This window comes from Stenotrophomonas sp. NPDC077421 (assembly GCF_049545505.1).
In the GTDB taxonomy this organism is placed as follows: domain Bacteria; phylum Pseudomonadota; class Gammaproteobacteria; order Xanthomonadales; family Xanthomonadaceae; genus Stenotrophomonas; species Stenotrophomonas nematodicola.
On the sequence record NZ_JBMWDP010000009.1, the window covers coordinates 12,664 to 28,223 of the forward strand.

A 15,560-nucleotide genomic window follows, 5' to 3' on the forward strand; every position below is an offset into this window, starting at 1 on the left:
CGGATTCGCCAGGAGCGAATCCGGCCAGCCGAAAGGCTGGCCCTGGAGCGCATGGCGCGGAAGGGCGGGGCGCACGGATGCGCCCCGCAATCCCCCCCTCTCCGCCAGATCAATGAAGAAGCCGCCCACTGGGCGGCTTTTTTATTCGCAATCCGGTAGAGCCGACCGTTGGTCGGCTGCGCTCCGTTCCGGCGGCGGACGCCCCGCGCGGCGCGGTCCGTTAAACTGACCGCCTCACGTAACGGATGCCCCACCATGACCGCTGAAATCCTCGTTCCCGTGTCCTTCGGCGAGCTGCTCGACAAGATTTCCATCCTGCAGATCAAGTCCGAGCGCATCAGCGATCCGGCCAAGCTGGCCAATATCCGCGCCGAGTTGAGCGCGCTGGAACAGACCTGGATGGCGCATCCGGCTGCGGTCAAGGATGTCGCGCGCCTGCGCGCCGAGCTGAAGGCCGTCAACGAGCGCCTGTGGGATACCGAAGACGACATCCGCCTGCAGGACAAGGCCCAGGCCTTCGACGAGCGCTTCATCGAGCTGGCCCGCACGGTCTACCTGCAGAACGACGCGCGCGCCCGGATCAAGAAAGACATCAATCTCGCGCTGGGCTCGGCCTACGTCGAAGAGAAGTCGTACAAGGACTACGCCGCGGGCGCTTGAGCGGCGACGGTGCCGGGCAGCGCCCGGCCCTACCGGTCGGCAACATACCGTTCGAATGCCGCAATGCCGTCCTCGACGGTGATCAGCTGCATCACGTCGTCGAACTCCACCTTGGCGCCCCACTTCAGTTCGCTGGCCGGCTTGCCGAGGAACTTCCGCGCGGCATCGTCGTAGCGGTCCACACAGTAGCGGCGGTCCGAGTAGGGCCCGCTGCGATGGGGGTTGCTGGCCGCATGCAGGCCCAGCACCTTGGCGCCCATTGCGTTGGCGATGTGCATCGGCCCGGAGTCGGGCGTCATCACCAGGTTGGCGCGGGCAAGCAGCGCGGGGAGCTGCTTGAGCGTGTCCTTGCCGACCAGGTCGAGTGCCGGGGTCTGCAGCTGGGCCTGGATGGCATCGGTCATGTCCCGCTCCAGCGTGCTGCGCCCACCGCACAGCACCACCCGCCAGCCGCGAGCAGTGGCATGGTTGGCCACGGCCGCGTAGCGATCGGCATACCAGTTGCGGCGCACATGGCTGGAGCAGGGCGAGATGATCAGCACCGGCCGGCCGTCATCCTCCCACTGCGCCTGCGCCCATTCGAACGCCGCAGGCGGTACCGCCAGGTCCCAGCTCACCGTGTCCTGCACCAGGCCCAGCGGCTCGCAGAAGCTGCCGATCGCGTCCAGTACATGGATACCGGGGCGGTCGGGAATGCGTTCATTGATGAAAAGCCCGTGAAGATCCTTGGAGCGGGCGCGGTCGTAGCCGATCCGGCGCTGCGCCGGTACAAAGGCCGACAGCACGTTGGCGCGGAACGCCACCTGCATCTGCAGCAGCGCGTCGAAGCGGCCGGGCGGCAGGCTCGCGCGCAGCGCGCGCATCCCGGCCAGCCCGGTCTTTTTGTCGTAGGGGTGGAACACCACGCCGGGCAATCCGTCCAGCAGCTTGTGGCCAGCCTTGTCGATGATCCAGTGCAGGGTCTGGCCCGGTCGGGCGCGCTGCAGGGTGCGGACGAGGGGGACCACATGGGTCACGTCCCCGAGTGCGGACAAACGCAAAAGGCACAAGGAAGAGGACGCTGATGGCATGGTGTTGTTAGACTCGAAGGAATGGTCGCATTCGACGCCACTGAAGCGCTGACGCCCTGCCGCGATGGACGCGGGATGGGTGCCATTCTGTTCGACCGCGAGCGGCTGCGGCAAGCCGAGATGAGCCTGTTCTCGCCGGCGCACTGGGGCGAGCGTGCGCGCCCGGTCGGTGATGGGGGCCGCGGCGGCGCCTGGTTCGTCGATGCGCCGTTCGGCCATAGCGTGCTGCGCCAGTACCTGCGCGGCGGCGTGGCGGCCAGATTCAGCCGTGACCAGTATTTCTGGCGGGGCGCCAACCACACCCGCAGTTTCGCCGAATTCCGCCTGATGCGCGCGCTGCGCGCGCAGAAGCTGCCGGTGCCGCGTCCAATCGCCGCGTTCTACATGCGCGAAGGGCTGCGGTACCGCGCGGCCATCCTGATGGAACGCCTGGAAGGCGTGCGCTCGCTGGCCGACCGTGCGCTGGTGGCGGGCCGTGGCGCGCCCTGGGAGGAGACCGGCCGGCTGATCGCCCGGTTCCACCGCGCCGGCCTGGACCATGCCGACCTCAACGCGCACAACATCCTGTTCGACGCCAACGGCCACGGCTGGCTGATCGATTTCGACCGCGGCGTGCAGCGCATTCCCGCCACCCGCTGGCGCGAGCGCAATCTCAAGCGGCTGCTGCGCTCGCTGATCAAGCTGCGCGGCGAACGCAGCCACGACGACGTGGAAAAAGACTATGCACGGCTGCGCCGTGCCTACGACCTGGCCTGGAACCGGGGTTACTGATGGACTGGGCGCTGCGTTTCATGGGGGTCGGCAATGCGTCGGCCGTCGAACTGGGGTCGCCGATGGCGGTGATCGAGCGTGCCGGACGGCCGTGGCTGACCATCGACTGCGGCGGCGAGGGGCTCACCGCCTTCCAGGCCCACTACGGGCACATGCCGCAGGCGTTGTTCGTGACCCATGTGCATCTGGACCACGTGGCCGGGTTCGAGCGCCTGTTCGTGGATGCGTTCTTCTCGCCGCAGCGCCGCGGGCGCATCCGCCTGTACGTGCCGGCCCCGGTAGTGCCGCTGTTGCATCGGCGGGTCGCCGACTACCCCAACGTGCTGGCCGAGGGCGGTGCCAACTTCTGGGATGCGTTCCAGTTGATCGTGGTCGGTGACGCGTTCTGGCACGACGGCGTGCGCATGGAAGTGTTCCCGGTGCGCCACCACTGGCCGGAAACCGCCTACGGCCTGCGCCTGAAGGGTGCCCTGACCTGGAGCGGAGATACCCGGCCGATCCCGGAAATGCTCGCGCGCTTTGCCGACGACAACGAACTGATCGCCCACGACTGCGGCCTGCACGGCAATCCGTCGCACACCGGTGTGGATGACCTGGAGCGCGAGTACAGCCGCGCGCTGCAGGCGCGGATGATGTTGTACCACTACGCCAGCCACGCCGATGGCGAGGCCCTGCGCCAGCGTGGCCATCGCGTCGCGCTGCCCGGCGAGTGCGTGGTGCTGGCCACGCCGACTGCCGCGAACGTGGTCGCGCAGGACCCCTGAGCATGGCGGCCGGCCGGGTGCCCAGTGCGCTGGCCGATCATCTGGAGGCGCTGGAGCGCGCGCTGCACGACCCGGTCGTGCGTGGTGACCGGGCGCGCCTGTCGGCACTGCTGGATGACGACTTCGCCGAAATAGGGAGTTCCGGCGGTTGTTTCGACCGCGCCACCGCGTTGGCGGAACTGCCGGCCGAACGGGCGCAGGTCGAGATCCTCGCCGAGGACGTCAGCGTCCTGCTGCTCGACGCGCACGTTGCGCAGGTGCGCTATCGCAGCGCCTACGTGATCAATGGCGAGCGCCAGCGCACGGTGCTGCGCAGTTCGCTGTGGCGGTTGCGCGCAGGCGCGTGGCGGATGGTGTTCCACCAGGGCACGCCGGTACCGGACCCCTGAAAAGGTGGCGGCCCCGCCGGCTGACCTCGGCGCCCGCGTCGATCGATACCGTTGCTGCCTTCCGGCCCTGGCGGGATTTTCGACCTAGCGTCGCGAGGGGCCGACGGGGCCACCATAGAGACGTTCCGCAGACAGGGCGATCAGGATCGGCCGCTGGATGCTGGAGCTGCGCGACGGAACAGGTCCGGCAGTGCAGTCGCGCATTCTAGCGCATGCGCGGTACGCAGTGCCAGACTGGCGAGTCTGAATCCCGTGTAGCCCGCTGCCCGGCAGACCGCCCATCGGGCGGTCGGGTGGGTAAAATACGCCGCACAGGAGGAACGACCTCCCCCGCATCGGGTACGACTGACCAGGACGGCCTGGCCCCATCAAGGAGGGCCGCATGGCCTGGATCTATCTGTTGGCAGCCGGTGTGCTGGAAATCGTCTGGGCGTTCGCGATGAAGCAGTCCGACGGGTTCAGCAAACTCACTCCCTCGATCATCACCCTGGTCACCATGACTGCCAGTTTCTGGCTGTTGTCGCTGGCCATGCGCACGCTGCCGCTGGGGACCGCGTATACGATCTGGACCGGCATCGGTGCGGTCGGTGCGTTCGTGGTCGGCATCGTCTTCCTGGGCGAGCAGATCAGCGCGATGCGGATCGGCGCGGCGGTGCTGATCGTCAGCGGGTTGGTGCTGATGAAGGTCTCGAGCGGCTGAGCCGTCATCGGCCGGACAGGACCTGTTCCATCTCCACCGCATCCAGGCCCGGGCCGTGGCCGTCGGTGACGACCCGGGTCACGGTGAAGCCCAGCGCCGCGTAGAAGCCGCGCGTGTGCTGGCTGGTGCTGAGGATCACGCGCTGCGCACCCACGGCACGCGCCAGCCCCAGGCGCGCCTGCGCCAGCGTGTGGCCGAGCCCCTGGCGGTGGAGGCCATGCTCGACCATCCCCCAGCAGAACGCGGCGGTTGTTCCATCGATCGCCAGGCCGGCACAGGCAACGATCCGGCCGTCGCGCTCGATCACCCGGTAGTCGCCCGTGCGGTCTGGATGCTGCAGGTACGCAGCGAAGCCGGCGCGCTCATGTGCGCCGAAATAGCCGGGCACATTGCTGTCGAAGATGCGCAGGCAGGCGTCCGCGTCGGCGGGGCGGTAGGGGCGGGAGATGCGCATCGTGGGGCGAAGGCTAGCGTGCCACCGGCGTGTTCGACGTTGCCTGTACACGCAGCGCCTGCCAGGCCGCGCGCAGGACGCGCACTGCCGAGCGCAGGAACATCACCAGCAGCGCGCCGGCGATCAGCAGGTCCGGCCAGCCAGCACCGAACACCCACACGGCGAGCGCTGCCAGCAGCACGGCCACGCCCTCGGCAATGTCGTTGCGCGAGCATTCCCATGCCGAGGCCAGGTTGACGTCGCCGTGGCGGAAGGGCGTGAGCAGCCAGAGGCAGACCCCGTTGGCCGCCAGGTTCAGCGCGCCGGCAATTCCCATGCCCTCGAACAACGGGACGGCGGGATGGGTGAGCCGCCAGCCGATCTGCACGGCAACGGCCAGGGCGGCGCCAAGGATCAGCAGTCCCTTCAGGAGCGCCACGCGCCCCTTGGCCCGCGCGGAAGCGCCCACCACCGCCAGGCTGATCGCGTAAGTGAGCGCGTCGCCCAGATTGTCCAGGCTGCCGGAGAGCAGCGAGGACGAGTGGCTCCACCAGGCCGCGCCGGCCATCATCACGAACGTGGCCAGGTTGATGGCCAGCACGATGCCCAGCACGCGGCGCTGCCTGGCCTGGAGGGCGGCAACATCGACGATCTTTCCGCAACCGCAGCAGTCGGACATGGGGGCAGCGCACAGGCGAGGGAGGCGAAGCGACTGTAATCCAGATCCGGGGCGCTGCGGCCGATCGACGGATGGCCGGGCCGGCAGGTTCAGCCGGTGGTCCAGTGGCCGCCCCCGTGGGTGCAGCTGTCCGGCAGGCCGGCCAGGTCGTCGGCGGAACGCTCGTAGTAGTAGCCATCGAACGCCAGGCCGAACAGCTGTCTGCAGCGGCCCTGCGATGGGGACGGGCAGGCGTCCATATACGTGACCTGGCCTGCCTTGCCTCCCATCTGCGCGGAGGTGGCCGCCAGGCCCTCGCAGATCTTCTTCAGCTCGGCGTCGCTCGAGGCGCCGCTGGACTGCACGCAATCGCGGGAGCGGAGCGTCTTTCCGAACAGGTGGAACTCGCCTGCAATCATGCAGGCACGGGCCTGCTGCGAAGGGCCGGGAGCAACGTGGGTCACCACCGTGCCGGGTGTCGGATCGGCACCTGCGTCCGGCGCACCTGCTTCGGGCGTTGGCGCGCCAGGCGCGGCCGGTCCATCGGATGCGGCCGGTTGCGTGCAGGCGGCCATGCCCACCGCGCAGGCCAGTACGAGGGTACAACGCATCGTCCTTGTCATCATCGCGCATTCCTTGCAGTTGACCGAGTGCCCGATCCTGCCACATCGGAGGGACAATGCACCTTGTCCCCACTGGGGGCGATCCCCGCGCCCGGTTAGTGCGCAGTGGCCCCGATGTAACCCAGGAAGCCAAGGGCCGCTGCCCTGTCTTCAAAGGAGGCCTCAACGCGGTCACCATTGGAGTAACGCACGACGATTTCGTATTTGCGGAACGCGCCTTCGTCGACTCTGGCCTGGTCGTGCTCCGCGAGGAACTGCGTTGCCGCATCCACCCCGGTGAACTCCCTTTCCACGCCGTGCAGCGGAATGACCATGACCTTGGATACGGCCCTGTCGATGGCCTTCTTCAGGCTGTCGAAGAAGCCCGCCAACTGCGCTGCATTGTTCGCGGTCAGTTGCGCTTTGAGCGAGGCTCTCTTCTCGGGCGTGAGTGATTCGATCTGCTCGACGGCATGCGCGAACTCCTGATCCGGCGTTTCCTCATCGAATCGTGCGTCAATGCCGACGGACGCAAATGCCTCAACAATCGAGTCATAGGGCATCAGAATGGTTTCGAAACCACAGCTGCGCATCTGCGCCAGCGAGTCCCTGGTAAACACACCCGCGAGGATGGCGCCAAGGAAAGGCTTGTCCCAGGAGTGTTGTTCGGCGATCGGCATGACCGCGCCTTGGATTTCCTGGGCTTTGGCGCGGGAGTGCTTCGTGTAGCGGCGCCAGGCAGCTTCAATGAAGGCAACCGGGCGCCCACGTACGCCATCGCTTCCGCCCGACTCGATGACGAAATCGAGGTCGTGGAAGTTCTTGTAGCGATCCTGCCAACTGACCTTCGAGCCCGAGCGGGCCGCGCGCTTTCCCTTCTTGTCCAGATAGAGCCCGCGTGCATCGCAGTACGCCTGGAGTTGCGGCAGGACGATCTCCTCCAGGAGGTCGCCGATGATCTGTCCAAAGCGGTGGGATGGAGATTTCGCCACAGTCAACCCTCAATCCATAGATGGCCTTCGTGCAAAGGCACGGTGTGTTTCCGGTTTTTCCACTTCGTGTTGCGGTCACGCAGCTTTTCGAAGGAATACGAGGTGAAGCCGGCGGCCACCGCCAGGCGTCCCAGCCAGTCGTCGACAGGCACGTAGACGCCGTACGGCGCGGAATCGCCGACCACAAAACACATCCGCGCGCCGTCACGGCAGGCGCGGCGAAGCATGGTGAACGTGGCCGCCATGTCGTGGAAGTACGCTGCGACCATGATGTGGTACGCCTTCTTGCCGCCCTTGCCGAGGCGTACCGTGGCGAGTTCGTTGCAGACCTCGCTTATCTCGCTGTGAATGGCTGACAGGCTGGGATGTTCAAGCATGCTCGCCAGATCGACGCGATCGGCGGCCGCGTGCTGGGAGCACGAACGAACGATGTGCTGACGAACGGCATTCTGCAGATCACCCCAGCCCTTGATCTCCCCCCAGAACATCATTTCCAGCCGGGTAGCGTCCGCATAGTCATAGTTGTTTGCATAGGGCGGGGACGTCAGAACGAGATCGACGGAACCAGGTTCAATCGGGATCTGCGCATTGCGCGAATCGTGGGCGAACACACGGGCAGAACCGCTCCACCGGTGTTCCTGGGCCGAGCGCATGTCCGCGGCCATCTGTTGCACCTTGGCATCAAATGCCACCCGTGGCTCCAGCACCTTGGCCTTCGACTTGTTGGGCAGGATGTACTGCCATTGCGCCGTACCCACGCCGCTGCAGGCGCGCAGGATGCCCGTGATGGCCAGCCACACCAGTCGCGCCGCAGCGGGATCGAGCGCGCCGGACTCCGTCGTGTATCCGTTGCGCAGGGCATAGAGCTGGGCAAGCACGTCAACGGAGTAGCACTTCTGCAGCAGATCGGGCGCACCCTGTGCCTCGGTGATGAGCGTCTCCCAGGTGTCGAGATGCTGCTTTACCGTCTCGGCGGCGTCCAGGAACGCATCGCTGTCGCTGGGCCAGGACAGCTTGGCCTCGGCAATGCGGTTTACGAACGGATGGCTCTCAAACCCGAACGCGGCCGCGCCGCAGTGCTCCGCGGCGACAAGCGTGGTGCCGGATCCTGCGAAGGGATCAAGCACGGTGCAGTGCTTGCCGCCGTGGGCATCGATGACGCTTTCCGCCCATTCAGCAGAAAAGCCTGCCGAATAGCGGAACCACCGGTGGACGGGCAGCCGCATGTTGTCCGTGAACGTTCCTGACCGGGCGGTCTGCAGCGGCTTCGCCTTCGGCCTGGCGGTAGGGGGGGGGGCGAACAGCAAGTGAGGCCTCACGTGTATGCGATGGGGGGATGGTAACGTCGGGACGACTGACGCCGCCAAAGAATCGCGCGACATTGTCGCGGCGGCTGAGATCGAAGGGCGAAAAGCAGAAAGGCCGCCCGAAGGCGGCCTTTCTACGTTTGTCTGGCGGAGAGAGGGGGATTCGAACCCCCGAAGCGCGGTTTAGACGCTTACACACTTTCCAGGCGTGCTCCTTCAACCACTCGGACACCTCTCCGGACCTGCGGCAACAACCCGCTGCAGGGGCGCAGATTCTAGCGGGGGAATCGCCAACGCACAAGCGGCACGACGCGGGGGCAGGGTGGCTGGACAGGCGTGGCACAATGGACGTCCCGATGAAGACGGTGGCCTGATGTCCTATCTCGTCCTTGCCCGCAAGTGGCGTCCGAAGCGTTTTGCCGAGCTGGTGGGCCAGGAACACGTGGTCCGCGCGCTCAGCAATGCGCTGGACAGCGGCCGTGTGCACCATGCGTTCCTGTTTACCGGCACCCGCGGGGTGGGCAAGACCACGATCGCGCGTATTTTCGCCAAGTCGCTGAACTGCGAGCAGGGCACCAGCGCCGACCCGTGCGGCCAGTGCCCGGCCTGCCTGGACATCGATTCGGGTCGCTACATCGACCTGCTGGAGATCGATGCCGCATCCAATACCGGTGTCGATGACGTCCGCGAGGTGATCGAGAACGCCCAGTACATGCCGTCCCGCGGCAAGTACAAGGTCTACCTGATCGACGAAGTGCACATGCTGTCCAAGGCGGCGTTCAACGCGCTGCTGAAGACGCTGGAAGAGCCGCCGGAGCATGTGAAGTTCCTGCTGGCCACCACCGATCCGCAGAAGCTGCCGGTGACGGTGCTGTCGCGCTGCCTGCAGTTCAACCTCAAGCGGCTCGACGAGGACCAGATCCAGGGGCAGATGACCCGGATTCTGGCTGCCGAAGAGATCGAATCGGACCCGAGCGCGATCGTCCAGCTGGCAAAGGCGGCCGACGGCAGCCTGCGCGACGGCCTGTCGCTGCTGGACCAGGCCATCGCCTACGCCGGTGGTGCGCTGCGCGAAGACGTGGTGCGCACGATGCTGGGGACGGTCGACCGTACCCAGGTGGCCGCCATGCTCGATGCGCTGGCCGACGGCGACGGCCCCCGCCTGTTGCAGGTGGTCGCGCTGCTGGCGGAATTCTCGCCGGACTGGGGTGGCGTGCTGGAAGCGCTGGCCGAAGGCCTGCACCGCATCCAGGTGCAGCAGCTGGTCCCGGGCGCATCGGCGGCGGGTGAGGGCATCGATGCGGTGGCCTTTGCCGGTCGCCTGCGCCCGGAAGTGGTACAGCTGTGGTACCAGATGGCGCTGAATGGGCGCCGCGATCTGTATCTGGCGCCCAGCCCGCGCGCCGGCTTCGAAATGGCCGTGCTGCGCATGCTGGCCTTCCGCCCGGCGGCGGCGGTGCCGCCGGTACCGCGTGATCCGGAGACCGGCACCGGGGTGGGCAGCACCGGTGGCACTGGCAGCGGCCACGGCGTTGGTGCCGTCGCTGCGGCCCCTGCGGCGGCCGTCGCGCCTGCGCCGGCCGCCGCCACGCCGGCCGTGCCGAAAGCGGCCCCGGTGGTGGCGCCGCCGGCGCCCGCCCCAACCCCGACCAAACCCGCGGCCCCCACGCCCGCCGCACCGACGGTGGTCGCCGATCCGGACGACCTGCCGCCGTGGCACCAGGACGGGGCCGCCGACGACCGCGACGAAGCCCTGGCCGCCGAAATGGCCACGCCCGATGCGGCAATGGTCGCGCCGTGGGAAGCACCGCCGGAACGACCGGCCCCGTCGGCCGCTGTCCCGCATCGTCCGCAGGGGATCGCGATTGCGCCGTCGTCCGCGGCCGATGAACCGACGGCCGCCGTTGTGGCTCCGGACGCGCCGATCGGCCTGGCCAGCGCCGAAGCCTGGCTGGAACTGGTCGCCCAGAGCCAGCTCAGCGGTCCGTCGCGGCAGCTCGCGGCGCACGCTGCGTTCATCGGCTATCAGCGCGGTGTCTTGAAATTGGCGGTATCGCCCGGATTTGAGTACCTGTGTTCGGACCGCTCGCTGGCGGCGCTGACCGACGCCCTGACCGGTCCGCTGGGCCAGGCGCCGAAGATCGTCATCGAAGCCGGTGGCGCGGAGGCCGAAACGCTGCACCAGCGTTCGGACCGCCAGCGTGGCGAACGACAACAGGCGGCCGAAGCCGTTTTCATGGCCGATCCCGATGTGCAGTTGCTGATCCAGCAACACGGCGCCCGGGTCGTGACCGATTCCATCCGTCCCTTTGATGAGTAAAGACCCATGCGTGGCAATATCGCCCAACTGATGCAGCAGGCCCAGAAGATGCAGGAGAACCTGCAGAAGGCCCAGGAAGAACTCGCCAAGCTGGAAGTCACCGGCAGCGCCGGCGGCGGCATGGTCAGCGTGACCCTGACCGGCGCCAAGGAATGCCGCAAGGTGCGCATTGACCCGGCCGTGCTGGCTGACCCGGAAATGGCCGAAGACCTGATCGCGGCGGCGTTCAACGATGCCTCCAACAAGATCGATGCCGAATCCAAGAACCGCATGGGCTCGGCCACGGCCGGCATGCAGCTGCCTCCGGGCATGAAGCTGCCGTTCTGATCCCAACGCCGCGCCGGCCCTGCCCGGCGTCCCGCGTTGCCTGCGCCGCGAAGCCTTCGGGCTTCGCGCGTTTGTTTCTGGAGTGAGTCCGCCGCCATGAGCCTGCCCCTGCTCGAACAACTGATCGAGGCCTTCCGGGTGCTGCCCGGCGTGGGCCAGAAGACCGCACAGCGCATGGCCTACCACGTGCTGGAGCGCGAACGCGATGGCGGGCAGCGCCTGTCGGAGGTGTTGGCGCAGGCGATCGAGCGGATCGGGCATTGCGTGCAATGCCGCGATTTCAGCGAGAGCGAGCTCTGCACGGTCTGTGCCAACGGCAGCCGCGAGCGCCAGCAGCTGTGTGCGGTGGAGTCGCCGGCCGACCGCTTGGCGATCGAACACGCCACCGGCTTCCGGGGCGTGTACTTCGTGCTGCAGGGACGCCTGTCGCCGCTGGACGGCATCGGCCCGCGCGAACTCGGGCTGGACCAGCTCGACGCCCGCCTGAAACAGGGCGAGGTGCAGGAGCTGATCATCGCCACCAGTGCCACCGTCGAGGGTGAAGCGACGGCCCACTATCTGGCGCAGCTGGCGCGCACGCACAACGTGCGGCCCAGCCGCCTGGCCCAGGGCCTGCCGCTGGGCGGTGAACTGGAGTACGTGGACCGCGGCACGCTGTCGCATGCCTTCGGCACGCGCACCGACATCCAGGAATGACCGCGCGCGGGATGGGTCGAATCCGGCAGCGCATCCGCGCTACTCTCCAGGACCCTGTTTCCTACGGTGCCCCATGAGCCACGACACCCTGTTCGGCAAGATCATCCGCCGCGAGATTCCCGCCACCATCGTCTATGAAGACGACGAGGTGCTGGCCTTCAAGGACATCGCACCGCAGGCGCCGGTGCACGTGTTGTTCATTCCGAAGAACGAAGCGATTCCGACCCTGGACGATGTGCAGCCGTCGCAGGCACACCTGATCGGCAAGCTGGCGCTGGCCGCGGCCGAGTACGCCCGCCGCGAAGGGTTCGCCGAGAACGGCTACCGCATCGTCATGAACTGCCGGGGCGATGCCGGGCAGACCGTGTTCCACATCCACCTGCATCTGCTCGCCGGCGCACCGCTGGGGCATTTCGGGGCATGAAAAAACGCCACCCTGGGGTGGCGTCTTTCTGCTGCTTGTTTACCACCAACCCCAGCCGCGGTAGCCCCAGCCCGGTCCCCATGCCGGGCCCCACGGGCCGTAGGGGTAGGCCGGCACGACGTCGACCTGGCGCTGTTCCGGCCACAGGTAGATCACGTCCGCGTTGATCTTGGGCAGGCGGTAGTCGTACTCGCCGATGCGGGTGTTCTGGTAGCCGTCGATCTTGCCGATGAAGGTCACGTCGCGGCCCGGCTCGAACACGGCCGGATCGTAGAAGCCGGCGCGGCAGGCGATGAAGCGGCCGTCGCTGGCATCGGAGGAGGTGGTGCTCGGGCGGCCACTGCCGTTGAGCGGGCGCGAGATGAGCTGGAAGCAGGTCTCGCCCTGGCCCGGCGTGGTTTCGATGATGCGTCCGCCCCAGCGGACGGGCGTGCCGACCTGCTGGGTGGCCACCGAATCGCGCGGGGTGACGACGCTGAACTGTCCCTGCAGCGGTTTGGGTGCGGTTGCACAGGCGGCCAGTGCCAGGGAGGCGGCCAGGGGAAGCAGCAGTTGGATCTTCATGAGGATGCTCCGGGGTTCGGGCGATGCCTGCGCAGGTCGCGCAATAATGAAGCGAGGTCGACGTCTGCGCCAGCGTACCGCGCATGAACGAAACGGACGCTGAGTGCCAGCAGGGCGGGGTCGGGCCGTTGCGCGTGGACACGCCGCGCCCAGTCGCCGGCCGTCTCGGCCGGGGCACGGGCCAGGCCGTACCGCGCGTAGCGCCGGTTCACCCGGTGCCAGGCGCGCAGCAGCGGATCGCGCTCGCGCTCCCCGCGTGCCAACAGCCACGCCATCCAGCCTAGCGCGGCCAGTGCGAAGACCATGAAAACAGCGATCAGCTGTGACGGTTCCAGCCGCTCGATGCCCAGCGGACGCAGCAGCTGCTGTTGGCGGTTGGCATCGAAGGACAGCACCATGTCGTTCCAGCCGCGGCGCAGCCAGTCGCCGAGCTCGCCGGCCTGCAGCCAGCGCGATTGCAGGCCGCCGTCGGCGCCGGCCCCCAGGCGGTCTTCCAGCGTGTCGTAGACGCGCTCGGGCGCTACAGCGGCTGTCGGATCCACCCGGACCCAGCCGCGGCCGTCCAGCCAGACTTCGGTCCAGGCATGGGCATCCATGCGCCGCACGACCCAGTAATTGCCGTAGCGATTGCGGACACCGCCGGCAAAACCGGTGACCACCCGCGCGGGGATGCCGGCATTGCGCATCAGCACCACGAACGACCCGCTGAAGTGTTCACAGAAGCCAGCCTGGTGGTCGAACAGGAACTCATCCACGCCATCGCGCCCGGGCAGCGGCGTGTCGAGGGTGTAGGCGAAACGCTGGCCGATCCAGTCCAGGGCGCGCTGCACGATCGCCGCATCGTCCTGGCCGGCATCGCGGCGCCACGCCCGGGCCAGCGCCGCCGTGCGCGGATTGAAGCCGGCCGGCAGCGCCAGCGCGAGCTGGCGCTGGTAGGGCGTCAGTGGCTGGGAGTAGGCGGTGGCCGGGGAGGACTGCAGGCGCCATCGGGTCAGGGATGCGAGCGGAGCGCGGCTGCGCAGGCTGTGGTCGGCGTTGAGTTCGCTGCCCGGCGGCGCCGCCAGTGGCAGGTCCAGGGCCACCAGCTGCCGGCGGTCGGTGGGTTCGTAGTCGATCTGGTAGTCCCAGCGCGTCGCCCCGTGGGTCACCTGCGGCGGCGGCCGTCGGTCGAGGCTGCGATCCTGTTGCCACCGCCGGCCGTCGAACCGCGTCATCACCGGGCCGCGCCAGTAGCGTTGCGACGGCGCCGGCACGGCCCCGAAGAACTGCACGCGCAGGGCAGGCGTGTCATCGGCCATCAGGTCCAGCCAGGTGCCCGGTTCCATGCTGTCAGACAGGCCCGGCTTGGACACCGCTCGCTCTGGGATGCCCCACAGCGGCTCGCTCAGGCGCGGGAACAGCCAGAACGCGGCCAGCGCCAGCGGCAGCCCCAGCGCCACCAGCCGGGCGATGCCGCGTGCCTGCCCCCGCGCGGCGGGAGGCGCGGCCTGGCCTTCCACATGCGCAAGCCGCTGCAGGGCGAGCAGGGCGGTCAACGCGGCCAGCATCGCCAGCGCAAGCGTCAGCGGCCCTTGGTCGAGCAGAAACGCGGCGAACGGGGCGAACAACGCAAAGCCGAGCAGGCTGCGGGCATCGCGCAGGGAGCGCAGCTCGCTGGATTTGATCGCCAGCATCGCCGCCAGCAGCGCGCAGCCGGTGTCGCGGCCGGGCCGGGCGCCCATCTGCCAGTAGATCGCGCCGAGCATGGCCAGGACCAGCAGCACCCGCAGCGGCGCGGGCAGCACCCGTCCGCGCGAGGCCAGCGCCGTGCCGATCGCAACCGCCGCGATTACCGCCGCCAGCGCATCGGGCAGTTGCAGCAGCAGCGGCAGCAGGCCCAGCGCGGCGCTGGCCAGGCTCCAGTCGCGCGCGCTGCGCGGCAGATCGGGGGGCAGCACGGGATCAGCCATGCGGCAGCACCGCCAGCGCGCGCTGGCACAGGTGGTGGTGGGCGTTGCCGCTGCCCGGGCCCAGCACCGGGTGGCCGGGCAGGGTCAGCGTGTAGCGGCGGCCCTCGCGTTCGGCCAGGTCCACCCAGCGTGCCAGCCGCGCGATCCGGGCTTCGGTCGGCAGCGGTGCCAGGTGCCGCCAGTCCAGCTGGACGTCCAGTCCCACCGGGCGCTCGTACTCGCGCACGAGCAGCGCATCGCGGCGGGCCGAGTGCTTCCACGCGATGCTGCGCGGCGGGTCGCCGGCGCGATAGGGGCGCAGTTGATGCAGCTCCTCGCCACTGGGATGCACGCGGGTGTGCAGCGGGTCACCGCCGCCTTCGGGCAGTGCCGGCGCCTGGGTGTCGGGCGCGGCGTAGACCAGCAACGGCGTGTCCGGCCACACCCAGGTCCAGGCGCGCACCAGGCCCAGCGGCTGGGTGGTGGAGAGCCGGATGCGGTCCAGGTCCAGCCAGCCGCGCTGCGTGGTGGGCACATCCAGATCGACTTCGGTCTGGTCGTCGTGCGCCAGGTGCGCAAAGGCCAGGGCGTTGTGGTGTTCGATCCGCAGTCCACGCCGGGCGCGCGCGTCGCGGCGCGACAGGCTGATGCGCAGGCGCAGCGGGTGGCCGGCGGTCACCGGGTCGGCCGACACCGCGTCCACCTGCACGCCCGACAACTGCAGGTGCGCGCTGATCGCGCTGGCGATGCCGGTCGCACCCAGCAGCAGGGCCAGCAGCAGCGCGGGATTGTTGTTGTAGTTCAGCGCGCCCAGCAGCATCGCGCCCAGCAGGACGGCCACGAACAGGCCGAAGCGGGTCGGCAGCACATAGATGCGGCGGCGGTCGATCCGCTGCGGCAACGTGTCGGGCTGGCGCGGACGCGTGTAGTGCCGGCCATTGGCCGGCAGCATTCT

General features: G+C 68.4%; 18 protein-coding genes, 1 tRNA gene and 1 other RNA gene. 9 read left to right on the plus strand and 11 right to left on the minus strand.

The genetic code is table 11. The annotated features are described in order from the left end of the window. Window positions 1–255 precede the first annotated feature (255 nt). Window positions 256–660 carry a DUF6165 family protein gene (locus tag ACPEH1_RS06600; RefSeq protein ID WP_017355633.1) on the plus strand — a complete coding sequence of 135 codons (405 nt, stop codon included), beginning with the start codon at window positions 256–258 and terminating at the stop codon, window positions 658–660. Between the two features lie 29 nt (window positions 661–689). On the opposite strand, the gene ACPEH1_RS06605 is transcribed toward ACPEH1_RS06600, so the two are convergent. Then, on the minus strand, window positions 690–1,730 hold the full coding sequence (locus ACPEH1_RS06605; protein WP_313241896.1) for a glycosyltransferase family 9 protein: 1,041 nt from the start codon (window positions 1,728–1,730) through the stop codon (window positions 690–692). A gap of 21 nt (window positions 1,731–1,751) precedes the next feature. Between ACPEH1_RS06605 and ACPEH1_RS06610 the strand changes: the two genes are divergently transcribed. Genes ACPEH1_RS06610 through ACPEH1_RS06620 form a run of 3 tightly spaced genes read left to right on the plus strand, consistent with a single transcriptional unit; the run spans window position 1,752 to window position 3,654 of the window. Beyond that, window positions 1,752–2,501: a 3-deoxy-D-manno-octulosonic acid kinase gene (locus tag ACPEH1_RS06610; RefSeq protein ID WP_017355635.1), complete on the plus strand. Its 750-nt coding sequence runs from the start codon at window positions 1,752–1,754 to the stop codon at window positions 2,499–2,501. Then, window positions 2,501–3,265 carry an MBL fold metallo-hydrolase gene (locus tag ACPEH1_RS06615; RefSeq protein ID WP_017355636.1) on the plus strand — a complete coding sequence of 255 codons (765 nt, stop codon included), beginning with the start codon at window positions 2,501–2,503 and terminating at the stop codon, window positions 3,263–3,265. The genes ACPEH1_RS06610 and ACPEH1_RS06615 overlap by 1 nt, the downstream gene beginning before the upstream one ends. Window positions 3,266–3,267: 2 nt before the next feature. Further along, window positions 3,268–3,654: a DUF4440 domain-containing protein gene (locus ACPEH1_RS06620; RefSeq protein WP_017355637.1), complete on the plus strand. Its 387-nt coding sequence runs from the start codon at window positions 3,268–3,270 to the stop codon at window positions 3,652–3,654. Window positions 3,655–3,664: 10 nt separating this feature from the next. Here ACPEH1_RS06620 and ffs read toward each other — a convergent pair. After that, window positions 3,665–3,761, minus strand: an RNA gene (gene ffs / locus ACPEH1_RS06625) — signal recognition particle sRNA small type. Between the two features lie 275 nt (window positions 3,762–4,036). Between ffs and ACPEH1_RS06630 the strand changes: the two genes are divergently transcribed. Further along, a complete protein-coding gene (locus ACPEH1_RS06630; RefSeq protein WP_017355638.1) occupies window positions 4,037–4,354 on the plus strand; it encodes a DMT family transporter in 318 nt (105 codons plus the stop codon). Window positions 4,355–4,358: 4 nt separating this feature from the next. Here ACPEH1_RS06630 and ACPEH1_RS06635 read toward each other — a convergent pair whose 3' ends face one another. From ACPEH1_RS06635 to ACPEH1_RS06660, 6 genes are all read right to left on the minus strand, one after another. Beyond that, window positions 4,359–4,808, minus strand: coding sequence for a GNAT family N-acetyltransferase (locus ACPEH1_RS06635; RefSeq protein ID WP_017355639.1), 450 nt, complete (start codon window positions 4,806–4,808; stop codon window positions 4,359–4,361). 13 nt (window positions 4,809–4,821) lie between these two features. Next, window positions 4,822–5,466 carry a cation transporter gene (locus ACPEH1_RS06640; protein WP_017355640.1) on the minus strand — a complete coding sequence of 215 codons (645 nt, stop codon included), beginning with the start codon at window positions 5,464–5,466 and terminating at the stop codon, window positions 4,822–4,824. 89 nt (window positions 5,467–5,555) lie between these two features. After that, window positions 5,556–6,056, minus strand: a complete 501-nt coding sequence (locus ACPEH1_RS06645; RefSeq protein WP_154081138.1) for a hypothetical protein — start codon at window positions 6,054–6,056, stop codon at window positions 5,556–5,558. A gap of 107 nt (window positions 6,057–6,163) precedes the next feature. Further along, a complete protein-coding gene (locus ACPEH1_RS06650) occupies window positions 6,164–7,039 on the minus strand; it encodes a DNA methylase (protein WP_229296475.1) in 876 nt (291 codons plus the stop codon). A 2-nt stretch (window positions 7,040–7,041) separates the two neighbouring features. After that, window positions 7,042–8,265 carry a DNA methyltransferase gene (locus tag ACPEH1_RS06655; protein ID WP_017355643.1) on the minus strand — a complete coding sequence of 408 codons (1,224 nt, stop codon included), beginning with the start codon at window positions 8,263–8,265 and terminating at the stop codon, window positions 7,042–7,044. Window positions 8,266–8,491: 226 nt separating this feature from the next. After that, window positions 8,492–8,584: transfer RNA gene (locus ACPEH1_RS06660), tRNA-Ser, on the minus strand. A gap of 135 nt (window positions 8,585–8,719) precedes the next feature. Here ACPEH1_RS06660 and dnaX point away from each other — a divergent pair. The 4 genes from dnaX (at window position 8,720) to ACPEH1_RS06680 (ending at window position 12,113) form a co-directional block, all read left to right on the plus strand. After that, window positions 8,720–10,666, plus strand: coding sequence for a DNA polymerase III subunit gamma/tau (gene dnaX / locus ACPEH1_RS06665; protein ID WP_423715478.1), 1,947 nt, complete (start codon window positions 8,720–8,722; stop codon window positions 10,664–10,666). Window positions 10,667–10,672: 6 nt separating this feature from the next. After that, window positions 10,673–10,993 (plus strand): YbaB/EbfC family nucleoid-associated protein, encoded by a 321-nt coding sequence (locus tag ACPEH1_RS06670; protein WP_017355155.1) that lies wholly within the window; start codon window positions 10,673–10,675, stop codon window positions 10,991–10,993. Window positions 10,994–11,089: 96 nt separating this feature from the next. After that, complete coding sequence (gene recR, locus ACPEH1_RS06675; RefSeq protein ID WP_017355154.1) at window positions 11,090–11,689, plus strand: recombination mediator RecR; 600 nt, start codon at window positions 11,090–11,092, stop codon at window positions 11,687–11,689. 73 nt (window positions 11,690–11,762) lie between these two features. Continuing rightward, window positions 11,763–12,113 (plus strand): histidine triad nucleotide-binding protein, encoded by a 351-nt coding sequence (locus ACPEH1_RS06680; RefSeq protein WP_017355153.1) that lies wholly within the window; start codon window positions 11,763–11,765, stop codon window positions 12,111–12,113. 39 nt (window positions 12,114–12,152) lie between these two features. On the opposite strand, the gene ACPEH1_RS06685 is transcribed toward ACPEH1_RS06680, so the two are convergent. From ACPEH1_RS06685 to ACPEH1_RS06695, 3 genes are read right to left on the minus strand one after another with little or no spacing between them, the layout of a single operon-like run. Beyond that, entirely contained in the window at window positions 12,153–12,677 is a 525-nt protein-coding gene (locus ACPEH1_RS06685) for a Slp family lipoprotein (protein WP_017355152.1), read from the minus strand. Then, complete coding sequence (locus ACPEH1_RS06690; RefSeq protein WP_423715479.1) at window positions 12,674–14,626, minus strand: transglutaminase TgpA family protein; 1,953 nt, start codon at window positions 14,624–14,626, stop codon at window positions 12,674–12,676. The genes ACPEH1_RS06685 and ACPEH1_RS06690 overlap by 4 nt, the downstream gene beginning before the upstream one ends. Continuing rightward, window positions 14,619–15,557, minus strand: coding sequence for a DUF58 domain-containing protein (locus tag ACPEH1_RS06695; RefSeq protein WP_136005655.1), 939 nt, complete (start codon window positions 15,555–15,557; stop codon window positions 14,619–14,621). The genes ACPEH1_RS06690 and ACPEH1_RS06695 overlap by 8 nt, the downstream gene beginning before the upstream one ends. Between the last annotated feature and the right edge of the window lie 3 nt (window positions 15,558–15,560).